Here is a 13,831-nt window from a genome sequence, read left to right on the forward strand (position 1 = left end):
ACAACGCTCTTCCCGGATTCTCTATGAAGCCGCTACGGACGTTCAAGGTCACTCCCTACCTGCCTACTCCGCTGGAAAGTCTGCGCTTGTTGGCTTACAACCTGCATTTTAGTTGGAACGTAGAAACCCGCAGCCTATTCCGGCGCATGGATCCGGATCTGTGGGATGCCTGCAGCCACAACCCGGTGGCTTTTCTAGGTCGGATTCGGCAGGAACGGCTGGATGAGTTGGCGGAGGATCCCGGCTTTTTGGCCCAGTTGGAACGGGCCAGCCAACAACTGCAGAGCTACCTGCAGGAGGACACTTGGTATCGCAAGTATCGTTCGGCCCAAGCGGTGGAAGGGGAGTGCTACGCCTATTTTTCGGCAGAGTTTGGTTTGGCGGATTGTCTACCCCTCTACTCAGGCGGCTTGGGGGTGTTGGCCGGGGATCACCTCAAGGCGGCCAGCGACCTGGGCTTGCCCCTGGTGGGTGTGGGCTTGATCTACCAAAAGGGGTATTTCCGCCAGTACCTCAACCCCGACGGCTGGCAGCAGGAACGCTACCCAATTAACGATTTCTTTAACATGCCCCTGGAGCTGCAAAGGGATGCGGAGGGCCGCGAAATTCGCATTGAGGTGGATTATCCCAACCGCAAGGTGTTCGCCCGCATTTGGAAGGTGACGGTGGGGAGGGTGCCCCTCTATCTTCTGGACACCAACATCGAGCCCAACAGCCAGTACGACCAAGACATCACCGATGAGCTGTACGGTGGCGACCAAGATCTGCGCATCCACCAGGAGATCATGCTGGGGATCGGCGGCGTGCGGGCTTTGCGCGCCCTTGGCATCCATCCCACCGTCTACCACATGAACGAAGGGCACTCGGCCTTTTTGGCAGTAGAGCGGATTCGCCTGTTGATGGTGGAGCAGGGGCTGAGCTTTGAAGAGGCCTGGCAGGTGGCCAAGTCCAGCCAGATGTTTACCACCCACACGCCGGTGCCCGCCGGGATCGACCTATTCCCGCCCGACAAGATCGATTACTACCTCGGCTTCTACTACAGCCAGATGGGCCTGAGCCGGGAGCGCTTTTTGGCTTTGGGACGGGAAAATACTGGCGACTTCCAATCTCCCTTCAGCATGGCAGTGCTGGCCATCAACATGGCCTCTTTTGTGAACGGTGTGAGCAAGCTGCATGGGGCGGTTTCCCGCAAGATGTTCAGCCGGCTGTGGCCTGGGATCCCGCTGGAAGAAGTGCCGATTACTTCCATCACCAACGGGGTACATGTCCGCACCTGGGTGGGGGAGGAGAACCAAGCCCTCTACGACCGCTACCTGGGGCCGGATTGGGCAGAGGCTCCTCCTTCGGATCCCCTCTGGCAAAAGGTGGATCGGATTCCGGATGGGGAATTGTGGCGGGCCCACGAGCGCAGCCGCTCCCGCCTGATTAACTTTACCCGCGAGCGCTTGATGGAACAGCTCCAGAAACGGGCTGCCTCAGCGGCTGAGATCCAACGGGCCTCTGAGGCCCTCAACCCGGAGGTGCTTACCATTGGGTTTGCCCGCCGCTTTGCCACCTACAAGCGGGCCACCCTTTTGTTCCACAACCTGGAACGGCTCAAGGCTTTGCTCAACCATCCTCAGTACCCGATGCAGTTTATCTTTGCCGGCAAGGCCCACCCCGGCGACATACCCGGCAAAGAGCTGATCCGCCAGATCGTGCAGGTGTCGCGGCAGCCGGAGTTTCGCCAGCGCTTGGTTTTCATTGAGGACTACGACATGTATGTCACCAGCTTGATGGTGGCCGGGGTGGATGTGTGGCTGAACAACCCCTTGCGCCCCCGGGAGGCCAGCGGCACCAGTGGCATGAAGGCGGCAGCCAACGGTGGACAGAACCTCAGTATTTTGGACGGCTGGTGGGACGAGGCTGACTATTACCAGACCGGCTGGCCCATTGGCCGCGGTGAGGAGTATGAGGATCGCGCCTATCAAGATGAGGTGGAGTCGAATGCCCTCTACGACCTGCTGGAACAAGAGGTTGCCCCTCTCTTCTACCAGCGCGGCAGCGATGGCCTACCCCATCAGTGGATCCAGCGCATGAAGCAGGCGATTCGCCTCAATTGCCCCCAGTTCAGCACGCAGCGCATGGTGTTGGAGTACGTCCAGCGAGCCTACATTCCTCTCAGCAACTACTTCGACCGCATGCGCCGTGACCACTTCGAGTCGGCCCGCCAGTTCGTTCGTTGGCAAAACCACCTGCAGGAGCATTGGTACAACATCCAGGTTCTCAACGTCCAGATCGAAACCCCGAAGAAAGCTGCCGCTGCCGGCCTTGCCTTGGCACAGGATGACCAAGTGGTGATGGCCAGGGATCCCCTCACCGTGACGGTGGAAGTGCGGCTGGGATCCCTGCAACCTCAGGATGTGATTGTGCAAGCTTACCAGGGGCCGGTCAATGATGAGGGCCAGATTCAGAAAGGACAGGCAATCTCCCTGCGCTATGTGGAGACGCTGGAGGATCGGGCCATCTTTTCCGGCCAGATTTGCTATGAGGCCAGCGGCTTGCAAGGGTTAGCCATCCGCTTGCTGCCCTTTCACCCCGATATGCACGATCCCTATGAGCTGCGGTTGATGCTCTGGGCGTGACATACTCCCATCACTGACCCTACGGGTACAGTGTGGGCTTCTCGCTTCATCGGGGAGCCTACGCAAGAACCCTCTGCGAGCAGACACGGGATGTCCCACCGCGTAGCTGCACCAGATTCCGGCAAAGCCGTTTTGTGCAACTACTCTCATCATACACCATGTGGGGGTATCTGTATCCCGACACTGACGCTACGGGTACAGTGCGGGGCTTAGCTACCCCCACACCCCCACAAGCTAAAGGGTTGGGAGGAGCACGGGGATCCCCTTTCTACTCTTGATCCAAGTGAGCTACGGGAGCTTTTTGGGCTTGAGCTGTTCGGCGTTTTTCGCTGCCAAATCGGGCAGAATCAGAGAGAAGCTCGCGAGCAGATTAAAAAAACAGGATACGCTCGTAACAGCGGTGCAGAGCAGTATGTTCAGAGCCCACGACTCTGCCGGTTTGCGCCTTTTGATTGCGGTTGCCCTGTTGCTGGGGAGCATGGCCAGCTGGCGGCAGGATCGTCTTTTGGCAGTGATGGGCCTGGTGGGTGCAGCCGCCATCTCTGCCTTTACCCGTCCGGCCATCTTGGCCTACAACCGTGGTCGAGAACGGTGGCTGAACCGGGATTTGCTGGGGGCTATTGAACAGCTCAGCTTGGCTCTGCAACGGGATCCCTGCCTGGCCAACGCCTACATTTTGCGGGGAGAAGCCTACTTTGCCCTCGGCCAAGTTCCCCAGGCCCTGGAGGATTTCGGCCAGGCGATCCGGTTGGCCCCGCGGCGACCAGAACCCTATTTTTATCGCGGGCTGATTCGTCAATCTCAGGGGGATCTCCAGGGAGCAACGGCGGAGTTTGCTGAGCTGGTGCGCCTACACCCCAATGTCCCCCACCACCTCAGCTTGGCCAACCTGCTCATGCAACAGGGATCCCTGCCTTTGGCCCTAGCCCACCTGGATGAAGCCATCCGCCTGGATCCCACCTCAGCGCTTGCCCATTCCCAGCGGGCCCGTTTACACAGCTACCTGGGCACCTGGGAGGCGGCTTTGTCCGATTGGTCGCAGGCTATTGACTGGGATCCCAGCCCAGCCCACTACTACCAGCGGGGGGTGACCTACGCCTGTGGTGATTACTTTGACGAGGCCATTGCCGACCTCAGCCGCAGCTTAGAAAGAGAACCCCAGCAGCCCAACGTTCTCTACATCAGGGGCAACCTTCTCTATGCGCTGGGGGAGATCAAAGCTGCTTTGGACGACTACGAGCGGGCCTTTCGCCTGGAAGCGGATATGAACCGGATTGACCTCTCCGACGAGTATGGCTTGTACGGACGAGGGCTGGCCTACTGGAATATGGGAGATAAAGCAACAGCTTTTTCGGATTTGCAGGCAGCTTTGCAGGTCAGCCGCCGACATCACAACCTGGCCTTGGAGCAGCGGGTACGCCGGTCTCTGCTGCAACTTAGCAATCCCGATTCTGCCTAGCGGAATTGACGTTAACTAGCTATTCCTTAGTAGGTGCTTTGCCTGACGCTGCGACTCCACGACGCTGCCGCTGAGGCCCAGATCCTGAATCGCCTGCAGCGGCTGACAGAGTTTTCTGTTCCTGAAGCAGCGGGGGGCTGAGGCCAAAGCAGTAGCCGACATTGCGCACTGTGTGGATCAAGCTGGGCTGGCGCGGATCCCGTTCCAGCTTTTTGCGCAACGAGAGGATATGGGTATCGACGGTGCGAGGGTTATCGGTGGAATCCGGCCATGCTCGCTCTAGTAGCTCTAGACGAGAGACGGGATCCCCGTCCGCCTGCACCAGCACCATCAGCAGGCTAAACTCCTGGGGCGTGAGGTCGATCCCTTCCCCAGCCAAGGCGACGCGCCGTTGCACCAGGTCAATTTTGAGATCCCCGTACTGCAGAAAGGTAGGGGGGATATGACGCTGTCGCCGCCGAGCCAAGGCTAGAAGGTGGGCATCCAGCAGTTGCATACTAAAGGGCTTGGTGAGGTAATCGTCCGCTCCTGCTTCTAGGCCGGCGATAATGTCCGCTTCGGATCCCCGGTGGGAGAGTAGCAAAATCAGCAGATCGTACTGGCGATGGGCCCACCGGCACAATTGCAGCCCGCCGCGGTTGGACAGCTCCGCATCCAAAATCAGCAGGTGAATGGGCTGGTGTTGCAGCAGAGTCTTTGCTTGGCGAAGGGTCTCTGCTTCCCAAACTTGGTGTCCGGCCTGTTGCAAATGCCAACACAGCAAGCTGCGCAGATGAGGGTTGCCTTCTGCCAGCAAGATGTGCAAGGGTTGCATGGCTGTTCGGTTGGGATCCCGCCCACATCATAGTGCTCCGCACCGCTGACGCGACAGTGCTCCGCACCGCTGACGCGACAGTGCTCCGCACCGCTACCGCGACAGTGCTATGCCTCCGGCACCCTACCGGGAACCGCACCGCTGACGCGACAGTACTATGCCTCCGGCACCCTACCGGGAACCGCACCGCTACCGCGACAGTGCTATGCCTCCGGCACCCTACCGGGAACCGCACTGCTGTCCCAGTAGATAGCGAGTCACCTTGGACTCCGTCCCGCTAGCGCGAACGGGCAATGCTGTTCGCTTTTGGCAGCGCGCGGCGTTATAGACTGACAATCTCTACCAAGACCAAGGTGCTCCGCACTGCTGACATGATGGCCGATTCTCTCCCCCCCATTTCCGAGCGCAAACAGGATCACCTGGACATTGTTCTGCAGCAGGATGTGGCTGCCAAAGGGATCCGCACCGGCTTTGAGCGGTTTTTCTTTGAGCATGTGGCGCTGCCGGAGCTGCTGTTGCCGGAGATCGACCTAAGCTGCGAATTCTTGGGAAAACGCCTACAGGCACCCCTGCTCATCAGCAGCATGACGGGGGGAACAGAGGCTGCCCATGAGCTAAACCGACAACTGGCCGCCGCTGCCCAACAGTTGGGCATTGCCATGGGGGTGGGATCCCAGCGGGCAGCCTTGGAACATCCAGAGCTAGCCCGGACTTACCAGGTGCGCCAAGTGGCCCCGAATATTCTGCTGCTGGCCAACCTGGGTGCCGTTCAGCTCAACTACGGCTATGGGTTGGAGCAGGCGCGACGGGCGGTGGAGATGATCGAGGCGGATGCATTGATTCTGCACCTCAATCCTCTCCAGGAGGCGGTTCAACCCCAAGGGGATCCCGACTGGCGTGGATTGTATGGCCGCATCGAACGGTTGGTGGCGCAGTTACCGGTGCCGGTGGTGGTGAAGGAAGTGGGCAATGGCCTCAGTGCCAAAGTAGCCCAGCAGCTGGCCGAATGCGGCGTGGCAGCCCTGGATGTGGCGGGGGCGGGCGGCACCAGTTGGAGCGAGGTGGAGGCCCATCGCCAACCAGATGCTCTCAAGAAACGCATCGCCCACAGCTTCAGGGACTGGGGGATCCCAACGGCTTTGTCCCTGCTGGAAATTCGTCGCCTGCTGCCGGACTTACCCCTGGTGGCCAGCGGCGGCATCCGCAATGGCATCGACGCGGCCAAAGCTATCCGTCTGGGAGCCGATGTGGTGGGTATGGCCGCCCCCGCTTTACACGCCGTCTCCCAAGGACAGATGCAGGCAGTGGTGGACACCTTTCGCGCCGTGATCGAGGAGCTGCGCATTGTTGCCTTTTGCACTGGATCGGCCAACTTGGCTCGGCTGCGACAAGCTACCCTGCGGCGGCAGGATACTTGGGATCCCTTGCCCTAAACTCCAAGCACTTGCCACAAACTGAGGGTCAATACCAGAGCCCCCAGATGATAGGGCCACTGTATGCTTTGTCGAGATGCTTTGTCGAGCTATTTTGCCGGTCAGCACCCAGGAGAGAACCAGAGCCAAGATAGCGTGGATCCCTGGAAAAACCGAATCACCGCCCGGTAAACCTGCCAGAGATAGAAAGAAGGGATCCCGGCTGGGAGAAAGTTGCTCAGGTTACCAGCAGCACCTAACCTGCCTCCATCTGGACGGTCAAGGCAAGTGCAATTGTCGGCTAATCCGCACCATCGGCCCCAGTCCCAGTCCCGTTGGGTTCAAAGCCTGCATCTCAAACAAGGCCAGAATGTGGCGCACTTGCAGCTCTGGGCGCGTAGAATTCACCCCCATCGCCACCACCAAGCCGCAATAGCCACCCGTATCCCGGCAACGCCGCTCCCAGCGCTTGCGAGCCATGGAGTGAACGGGATCATCTTCGGGAAACTCTCCAAACAGGTGCAGATCGCGATTGCCCGTTTGCACAATTTCCAAGTCGTAGCGATCGCCATCGAAGGGATCCACCCCTGTGTTGAAACAAACGCCCTGGGGCCCGCCTTCCCCACGCAAATTCTCGATGAGCTGCTTTGCTTTTGATCGAGAGGTGCGCACAATCACCACCGGCAGCCCTTCTCCATTTTTCACCAGCTTGCTTTGGGGGAGGGGATGCCATTGCCCCGTGCGACGCAGCATTTCCACCGTTGTCCACGGCAAGACCCCCAGGCCTATCTGCGCGCCCTCGGGCACCAAATCATCCCGCAGCAGGGTTTGGGCAGGTTCTTCCGCCTCCCCTTCCAGCTGCAGCAGCTCTTCAGCCACGTCCGGCAGGGTGCGCACCTGCACCGAAAGGGTTGCTCCCTTCTCTTGGGGATTGGGAATGCGGTACCGGCCTTGATAGGAGCGAAAGTCATCTTCCAGCTTGCGGTGGTACTGCTTGAAGAAGCGATGCAAGGCTTCCAAGGCCACCGATAAGGCCGCCGCCTCGTCCTCCTGCAAAGTCACGCGCAAGCCTTCCAGGGGGTGAATGGTGCCGAAGTTCGGCTCAACTTCCTCAGGATCCAACTCTGCCAAGTCCAGATCCGGCAGTTCGTTAAGTTCAGGATTACCAGCTTGGAATGTGAGATAGAGACAATCTTGTCTGAGGAAGGCTTCCTCCATCTCTTCGGGAGTATCCGGCTGGCCCGCATCCTGGCGAAACTGTTTGAGGGAGGGCAGCGAGCGATAGAAAAGTACCCCATACTCCATGCCCAACCGCCCCATCACCGAGACATAAAGGGTTTGGATGTCCCAGTGATCTAGGTCGATGGCCAAGATTTGGTGATCCTCTAGGTAATCCCAGGGAGCATCTCGCCAGAGGGTGAGGGCTTTGCCGGCCAGCAACTCAACATAGTGTTCCGGCAGAGGGGGAGGGATCCGTTCGTTGGCCTCTTCAAAGCTCTGCAGGATCTCGTCGATCAGAGGCAATTCCGGCTGGCATTCCACCTTAATGTCCAGCTGGTGCAGAATGCCGCGCAAGAAAAATTGCACCTCTCGATCCCGCACGATGATCTTCTGGGGGCGAGCAGGTGAGGCAGCATGGGGCCGCTCCATGGCCACAATCAAGGTTCGCACCATCGGCTCAAAGCCAGAATCGGCGGGCACCACTTCCATGGCCCGTACCACGCCCTGAACGCCATCTACCCAAAGAATGCACTCCCCCTCCGTTTGGGATCCCATGGGTGACGATCCTGAGAGCTTGTGGCGATCCCCTTCCCACACCGAGGGCACCTGGGGCAGCTTTTGCAATCGACGAACCGTAGCGGCTGGGAGACCGGACATAGACATCCAAGGAGAATCAGGAGCATGACTCTAGTCAATAATAAGCTCAACTATACTGAAAATAATGTATAATATGTTCAGTACGGATTACTACCAGTTGATCTTTCTGTTTACTTTCGAGTCTGCCAACATGGTAGCCAAAGCAAAGCAGAAAATTGGTAGTAAGACGACACGGAAACTGCGCTTTGGGTATTCTACTCAAAGCTTTGCGGGATACCGCCATTCTGGTTGGAAACAAACAGAATGCTATCGCTGCATAGTTGAACAGTGATGTTCAGCAGTGTTCAGCGTAAATGTATCAGAACAACCCAATCGGCTGAGTAGGTATGCCAAACTGAGCAGGGATCGGCCTTGGCCTCCTGTCAACAAGACCCAGGGATCCCGCTAATGCCAATCTAACCACCAGTGTAGAAGCTGAGTTCGGCTTCAGCGAGAGGAGACAGCAGAGCCAAGTTCCATGGCACCAGAAGCTGATGGTCAGATTCGAACTGACGACCGCTCGATTACAAGTCGAGTGCTCTACCAACTGAGCTACATCAGCAATTTCTGCTCACCGATTCTAGCATTTGTCCCCTGCGAACTGGGGCTCGCAGGGAAGGACGCCCAGCCGACTTCACGAGTCAGCTACTGCTGATCCACTGCCGGGCGAGCAATGGGAGCCAGGTAGATCACCAAAGCCCCTGCCAGAAACCCCAAGACGTTGCGCAACACCGGGATCCAATCCTGCGTGCGTGTGACCACCGGGCCGATACCGAAGGCCCCGAACAGAATGAACCACAGGGGAGAAATGAGCAAGGCCCAACGCCAGTTAAACAGCTCCTCCGCATGGCGGGGCTTGCCGGCAAACCCGAAGACAATCCCGCCCAAAATCGAGGTCACCAGCGTTAGGATCCACTGCTCTTGAGGCAGGCCGGGCACCACACGGCAGCCCCCCTGATGAAAGCAGCGATCCAAGACATCAACGGTCTCCAGGATGGCGCGTTGGGTGCCGTGCTCCCGCACATAGAATTGGTTGCCAAAGCGAGATTGCAGCTCAATCCAAAAGGTACGTGGCAAGATCTCGCGCACAGCATCCCCCACATTAAACGCCAGCAAGTTGCCCCCCCTGGGATCCGCCACCATCAGAACGCTGCGCTCATTCAAGCCCCAGTACTCTTTCACCTGACGGCCTGGAGTTTGATCAAACTGAGTCAGCACCCGCAGCTTCCAGCCGGTGTCTTGCTCTAACTTGTTCAGATGCTGGGCCAGTTGAGCTTCCTGATTGCTGGTCAACTGATCCGCCAAGTCCAAGACCGGCACGGGCGGCTGAGGCAGCTCCATCGGCACCACCGGCAGGGCAGGTTGCGCCCAGGTCAGGGATCCCCCGCCCACCGCAATCAACAGCCCAAGGCAAAAGCCCACCCCAACGCGGAGTATCCGTTGCCACTCGATGCTCATGCTGATCCCTCTCTTAGCTTTGACGCTGAGATACTGAGAAATGATGTTAAGAAATGTTTCAATTTCTTATAGATCTATCATGCACCGGAACAAGACGTTTGGCCAGAGGGATCCCGGGGAAGGAGCGGTGACAGGGGCAGTGCCTATATCAAGCTGGGGCTAAAGGTGCCGGCGGGGTCGAAGTGCTGCTTCAGCTTGCGCATCAGACTTGCAGCCGGGCCAAAGTCATGGGCAAGAGCCTTCTTCAGAGCCGGCGGCGCCTCCAGAAGCAGGAGAAATCCGCCTGCGGACTTGAGGTAGCGTTGCAGTTGCATTAGGGATCCCACTTCTGGCTGAACCAGCCAAGCCCGTCCTAGCCCACAGCCTCGGTGCAGTTGCACCTGAGCTCCAGGAAACAGGGTTTGAAACTGCTCCAATGTTGCCAGGCTCTGATTGGGCAGGCACCCGAACTTGGCCAGCACTGCTCCTGAGCCGGGTTGAGGCAGGGGCAGAGAGTCGGGATTCACTTCCTGCAAAGTCAGCCCTGCAGGGGCCAGCCGCCGCGTTTGGGCCATCTGCTGGGCGATTGCTCGCTCCGATCCATGAAAGCTGAGCCAAACCTGGGATCCCTCTGCCCTCAGCCAGAGATCCACCCCCACAGGGTTAACGGGGCCGGTCAGCACCTGCCGACACAAAACCTCCAGCTCCGGCAGGGATCCTGTAGCCAGCAAAGCAGACTGAGCTGCCGGCAACGGGTAAAGCCGTAGGCTCACCTGGGTCAAAATTCCTAGGCTGCCCAAGGATCCGGTGAACAGCTTCATCAGGTCATAGCCGGCAACATTCTTGACAACCCGCCCGCCCGCTTTGGCCACTTCCCCATCCGCCCGCACCCAGGCTATGCCCAGCAGCAAGTCGCGGATCCCGCCGTAACGCCGGCGCAGAGAACCCGTATCGGCAGTGGCGATAATGCCCCCCAGGGTAGCCCGCTCCGGATAGAGGGGATCCACCGGCCACCATTGCCCCCGCTCGGCCAAGATGTGTTGCAGTTCCGCCAAAGTCATGCCAGCTTCCACCGTGACGGTGAGATCAGCAGCCGCATGGTCGATGAGCCGGCGTAAGCCGCGCGTGCTGAGAACCAAATCCACCGGCTCCACAGAGTGGGCCCAGCCCCACTTGCTCCCCTGCCCCAGCGGCAGCACTTTCCGCCCTTGGCACTCCTTTAAGATTCCGGCCAATTCCGAGACCGTTGATGGAGTCTGGATCGGCAAGGGATCCCCTGGATCAGATAGCAAGGTCGCCAGTGAATGGGGAGAAGACATTGGGGAAAGCGAAGCAGAGAGTGACATCCTCCCGACGCTGACCCTACGGGTACAGCGCGGGCTTCCTAACCTCACGGTTAGGCATTCCTGCCCCACGCCACTTATCTAGGTCATAGACCCCCGACAGAACGACTTGGCAGGCTGTTTCCGTTCCCCAGAGTCCCTGGGCTACTAAATTCTCTAGTCCACGATGCAAAACCATTTCTGCTGCTGCATGGTCACGATGAGTTCGATACCCACACTCAGGACAATGATGCTCTCTAATCTTCAACCCCTTACTGACAGTGGCAAAACATTTGGGGCAGGTTTGGCTAGTCCCGTTGGAGTTGACTTTAGCGAAGTACACTCCACGTTTCCAGCACACCCATTCCAACAGAGACAGAAATTGTCCAAAAGCGACATCGACACAATCTTTTCGCAGCATTCCCCGTGTCAAGCCTGTGACATTGAGGTCTTCCGCAAAGATGGTTTGCGCTTGGTCACAAAGCTTATGAGCCGTCTTTAGGTGGAAATCTTTACGACGGTTCGCAATCCGATGGTGCATCCTGGCAACCTTGATTTGTGCCTTCTCCCAGTTTCGTGAGCCCTTTTGTTTTCGTGTCGCTCTGCGTTGCAGCAATTTCAGCTTGCGTTGCATCGACCTAAAAAACTTGGGCCGCTCCTGGAAGCTGCCATCTGAGACCGTCAAAAACCGTTCCAATCCCAGATCAATCCCAATCGCACGACCGTGAACCGGAGCATCGGGAACCGATATGTCCGATTCGATGGTAACGACGACATACCATTGCGTCCCTCTTACCTTGGACAGTACCCTCACCTGCTTGACCTTGAACCCATCTGGGATAGGACGATGCAAGTTGATAGGCACTTTTCCTATCTTTGGTAGCTTGATACTGCTGCCGGAGATGGGATTGTCCTTGAACTGGGGAAACACAAAAGACTTTAATTGGCCTTGTTTCTTGAAACGGGGGAACCCATATCCCCGCTTCTGGAATGCCTCCCAAGTATCATGCAGCCTGCGAATCGTAGTCTGCAAGACCTGAGAATGCACCTTGGCCAAATGCGGGAATTGCTTCTTTGTTTTGGGTAGGTTATTTTGCTGACGATAGCAAGACGGGAATGGCTCATCGGCAGGAATGATGTATTCCTTCTCCAGTGAGCATCTGTCTATGGGACACTTACGGGAAGCAATCCAGTCTTTGAGTTCGCGCAAAGCGTAGTTGTACACGCCTCTGCACGTCTCAAGCCACGACCGCAGCTCGGCCTGCTGCGCGGCGTCTGGATAGATCCGGTAAGTGTAGTTCATGGTCAGCATAGTGGCAGTTTACCACAAGCTATAGCTGCTGGTAAATACTTGTCTTATCCCATCGAGAGAATCGACAAGTGCGGGGAGTCCATGTATCCCGACGCTGATGCTTTGCATACAGCGCGGGACTTATAGCTCCCCGCGCCCCTCCTTTGTTAAAGAGAGAAAACCTGTCCAAACCAGCCCAATTGCGGGGTTATCCCACCCTACCTCAGTCTGCGGGCAACAAGAACCTCTGTTTGGAGAGATGGCCCTCAACCAGAGCCGGCCTTCAGTGCAGTACCGCCCTTACACAGGTCTGCCGAAAATCTCGGAACCAAAGCTCTGTCTCGCCGCTGCTCACCCAGGAAGATCCTGAAGAGATCCATAAGTCTACACAACTTTCTTTCCCCCGCGAACTAGTATTTGATAGCGGTGGGAAGTCCGTGCACAGCGGATCGGGCTCCATAGGCAAAAATTTTGTAAGCCCTGTAAGCAATGTAAACAAAAACAAAAAACGGCAACAGTAGAAAACGTAGTCTGCAAACGCTGTGGGCGGATTGTCTGCTAGGGTAGATGCTCTCTGTATTGGGGAAAAGCAGTCGTGAGTGCGATTAGCAACATCATCTTGGTGGGTATGGGGATTCTCCTGACCCTGGCAAGCCTTTGGTACGGGCAAAACCACCATCTGCTTCCCGAATCTGCTGCCGAATCAGCCCCCTTGTTCGACAGCCTCTTTAACAGCACCATAACCATTGCCACAGGGATCTTTTTGGTGGTACAGGGTGTACTTCTCTACTGTATTGTCCGCTACCGCAAGCGGCGAGGCGACAAAGGCGACGGGGATCCCAGTCACGGCAACGTGCTGTTGGAGATCGTGTGGACGGCGGTGCCGGCGGTGATCATTCTTTGGTTGGGCTTGGCCAGCCTAGATGTCTATCAAGCTGTTTACGGGGGTGCTCACGTCGGCGGCCATATCCACGCGGCCATGGCGATGGAGTCTTCCCACGAAGCTGAGGCGGGGGATCCCGGCTACGCCTACACGCCTGCGGTGCTACCCGGGAAGAAGATGGGCCAGCCGGATCTGGTCGTTCAAGTGCAGGGCATGCAATATGCTTGGATGTTCACCTACCCGGATTCCGGCCTGGTGGCCAGCGAGCTGCACCTTCCTCTAAACAAGCGGGTGCGCTTGGATATGACGGCTCTGGATGTGAACCATGCCTTCTGGGTGCCGCAGTTTCGCCTCAAGCAGGATGTGATCCCTGGCCGAGAGACCCACCTGGAGTTTGTGCCTACCCAACTGGGGCAGTACCCCATCATCTGCGCAGAGCTGTGCGGCCCCTATCATGGGGTGATGGCAGGGCAATTGTTTGTGGATACGCCGGAAGACTTCGAGCGCTGGCAGCAGGAGCAAGTTTTGGCCGCCCGTGGCGAGGGCAGCACCTTGGCCCTCGTTTCAGATTTCTCGCCAGTCCATCCCTCTCCTCGGCCAGGCTCCCCTGAGGCCGAGTCTGCCTTTGCCCATGTCCACCACCAGCGTTTGGGCGTCTCCCCCTCAGATTTGAAGTCTCTCCAGTTCCATTCTGGATCCCTTCCTTCCGCAGGCTAGCTGGGATCCCCAACA

The 13,831-nt window shown here is 57.8% G+C and carries 9 protein-coding genes and 1 tRNA gene; 4 read left to right on the plus strand and 6 right to left on the minus strand.

The annotated features are described in order from the left end of the window. The first annotated feature begins 23 nt into the window (after nt 1–23). On the plus strand, nt 24–2,624 hold the full coding sequence (glgP, locus tag ACVWYY_RS04910; protein ID WP_457439755.1) for an alpha-glucan family phosphorylase: 2,601 nt from the start codon (nt 24–26) through the stop codon (nt 2,622–2,624). A 412-nt stretch (nt 2,625–3,036) separates the two neighbouring features. Then, nucleotides 3,037–4,083, plus strand: a complete 1,047-nt coding sequence (locus ACVWYY_RS04915; protein WP_457439758.1) for a tetratricopeptide repeat protein — start codon at nt 3,037–3,039, stop codon at nt 4,081–4,083. A gap of 19 nt (nt 4,084–4,102) precedes the next feature. On the opposite strand, the gene ACVWYY_RS04920 is transcribed toward ACVWYY_RS04915, so the two are convergent. After that, the gene (locus ACVWYY_RS04920; RefSeq protein WP_414381044.1) at nt 4,103–4,897 is read right to left on the minus strand and encodes a response regulator transcription factor; all 795 of its coding nucleotides are present in this window, start codon (nt 4,895–4,897) and stop codon (nt 4,103–4,105) included. 374 nt (nt 4,898–5,271) lie between these two features. Between ACVWYY_RS04920 and fni the strand changes: the two genes are divergently transcribed. Further along, nucleotides 5,272–6,330: a type 2 isopentenyl-diphosphate Delta-isomerase gene (gene fni, locus ACVWYY_RS04925; RefSeq protein ID WP_457439775.1), complete on the plus strand. Its 1,059-nt coding sequence runs from the start codon at nt 5,272–5,274 to the stop codon at nt 6,328–6,330. Nucleotides 6,331–6,588: 258 nt separating this feature from the next. Here the strand turns inward: fni and ACVWYY_RS04930 are convergent, their stop codons facing one another. The 5 genes from ACVWYY_RS04930 to ACVWYY_RS04950 form a co-directional block, all read right to left on the minus strand. Beyond that, nucleotides 6,589–8,187: a DUF6930 domain-containing protein gene (locus tag ACVWYY_RS04930; RefSeq protein WP_457403041.1), complete on the minus strand. Its 1,599-nt coding sequence runs from the start codon at nt 8,185–8,187 to the stop codon at nt 6,589–6,591. A gap of 468 nt (nt 8,188–8,655) precedes the next feature. Further along, a tRNA-Thr gene (locus ACVWYY_RS04935) sits at nt 8,656–8,728 on the minus strand. An 83-nt stretch (nt 8,729–8,811) separates the two neighbouring features. Next, nucleotides 8,812–9,624, minus strand: coding sequence for a TPM domain-containing protein (locus ACVWYY_RS04940; RefSeq protein ID WP_083757667.1), 813 nt, complete (start codon nt 9,622–9,624; stop codon nt 8,812–8,814). A 143-nt stretch (nt 9,625–9,767) separates the two neighbouring features. Further along, nucleotides 9,768–10,922, minus strand: coding sequence for an FAD-binding oxidoreductase (locus ACVWYY_RS04945; RefSeq protein ID WP_457439761.1), 1,155 nt, complete (start codon nt 10,920–10,922; stop codon nt 9,768–9,770). Nucleotides 10,923–10,965: 43 nt separating this feature from the next. Further along, the gene (locus ACVWYY_RS04950) at nt 10,966–12,237 is read right to left on the minus strand and encodes an RNA-guided endonuclease InsQ/TnpB family protein (RefSeq protein ID WP_457439764.1); all 1,272 of its coding nucleotides are present in this window, start codon (nt 12,235–12,237) and stop codon (nt 10,966–10,968) included. A gap of 574 nt (nt 12,238–12,811) precedes the next feature. Here ACVWYY_RS04950 and ACVWYY_RS04955 point away from each other — a divergent pair. Next, entirely contained in the window at nt 12,812–13,816 is a 1,005-nt protein-coding gene (locus ACVWYY_RS04955) for a cytochrome c oxidase subunit II (RefSeq protein ID WP_457403044.1), read from the plus strand. Nucleotides 13,817–13,831 lie beyond the last annotated feature (15 nt).

The sequence above is a fragment of the Thermostichus sp. MS-CIW-34 genome, assembly GCF_054060435.1.

Bases quoted from the DNA above. Each gene is read 5' to 3' on its own strand.
- glgP (WP_457439755.1), top strand. From the start codon at position 24: ATGAAGCCGCTACGGACGTTCAAGGTCACTCCCTACCTGCCTACTCCG.
- ACVWYY_RS04915 (WP_457439758.1), top strand. From the start codon at position 3,037: ATGTTCAGAGCCCACGACTCTGCCGGTTTGCGCCTTTTGATTGCGGTT.
- ACVWYY_RS04920 (WP_414381044.1), bottom strand. From the start codon at position 4,897: ATGCAACCCTTGCACATCTTGCTGGCAGAAGGCAACCCTCATCTGCGC.
- fni (WP_457439775.1), top strand. From the start codon at position 5,272: ATGGCCGATTCTCTCCCCCCCATTTCCGAGCGCAAACAGGATCACCTG.
- ACVWYY_RS04930 (WP_457403041.1), bottom strand. From the start codon at position 8,187: ATGTCCGGTCTCCCAGCCGCTACGGTTCGTCGATTGCAAAAGCTGCCC.
- ACVWYY_RS04940 (WP_083757667.1), bottom strand. From the start codon at position 9,624: ATGAGCATCGAGTGGCAACGGATACTCCGCGTTGGGGTGGGCTTTTGC.
- ACVWYY_RS04945 (WP_457439761.1), bottom strand. From the start codon at position 10,922: ATGTCTTCTCCCCATTCACTGGCGACCTTGCTATCTGATCCAGGGGAT.
- ACVWYY_RS04950 (WP_457439764.1), bottom strand. From the start codon at position 12,237: ATGCTGACCATGAACTACACTTACCGGATCTATCCAGACGCCGCGCAG.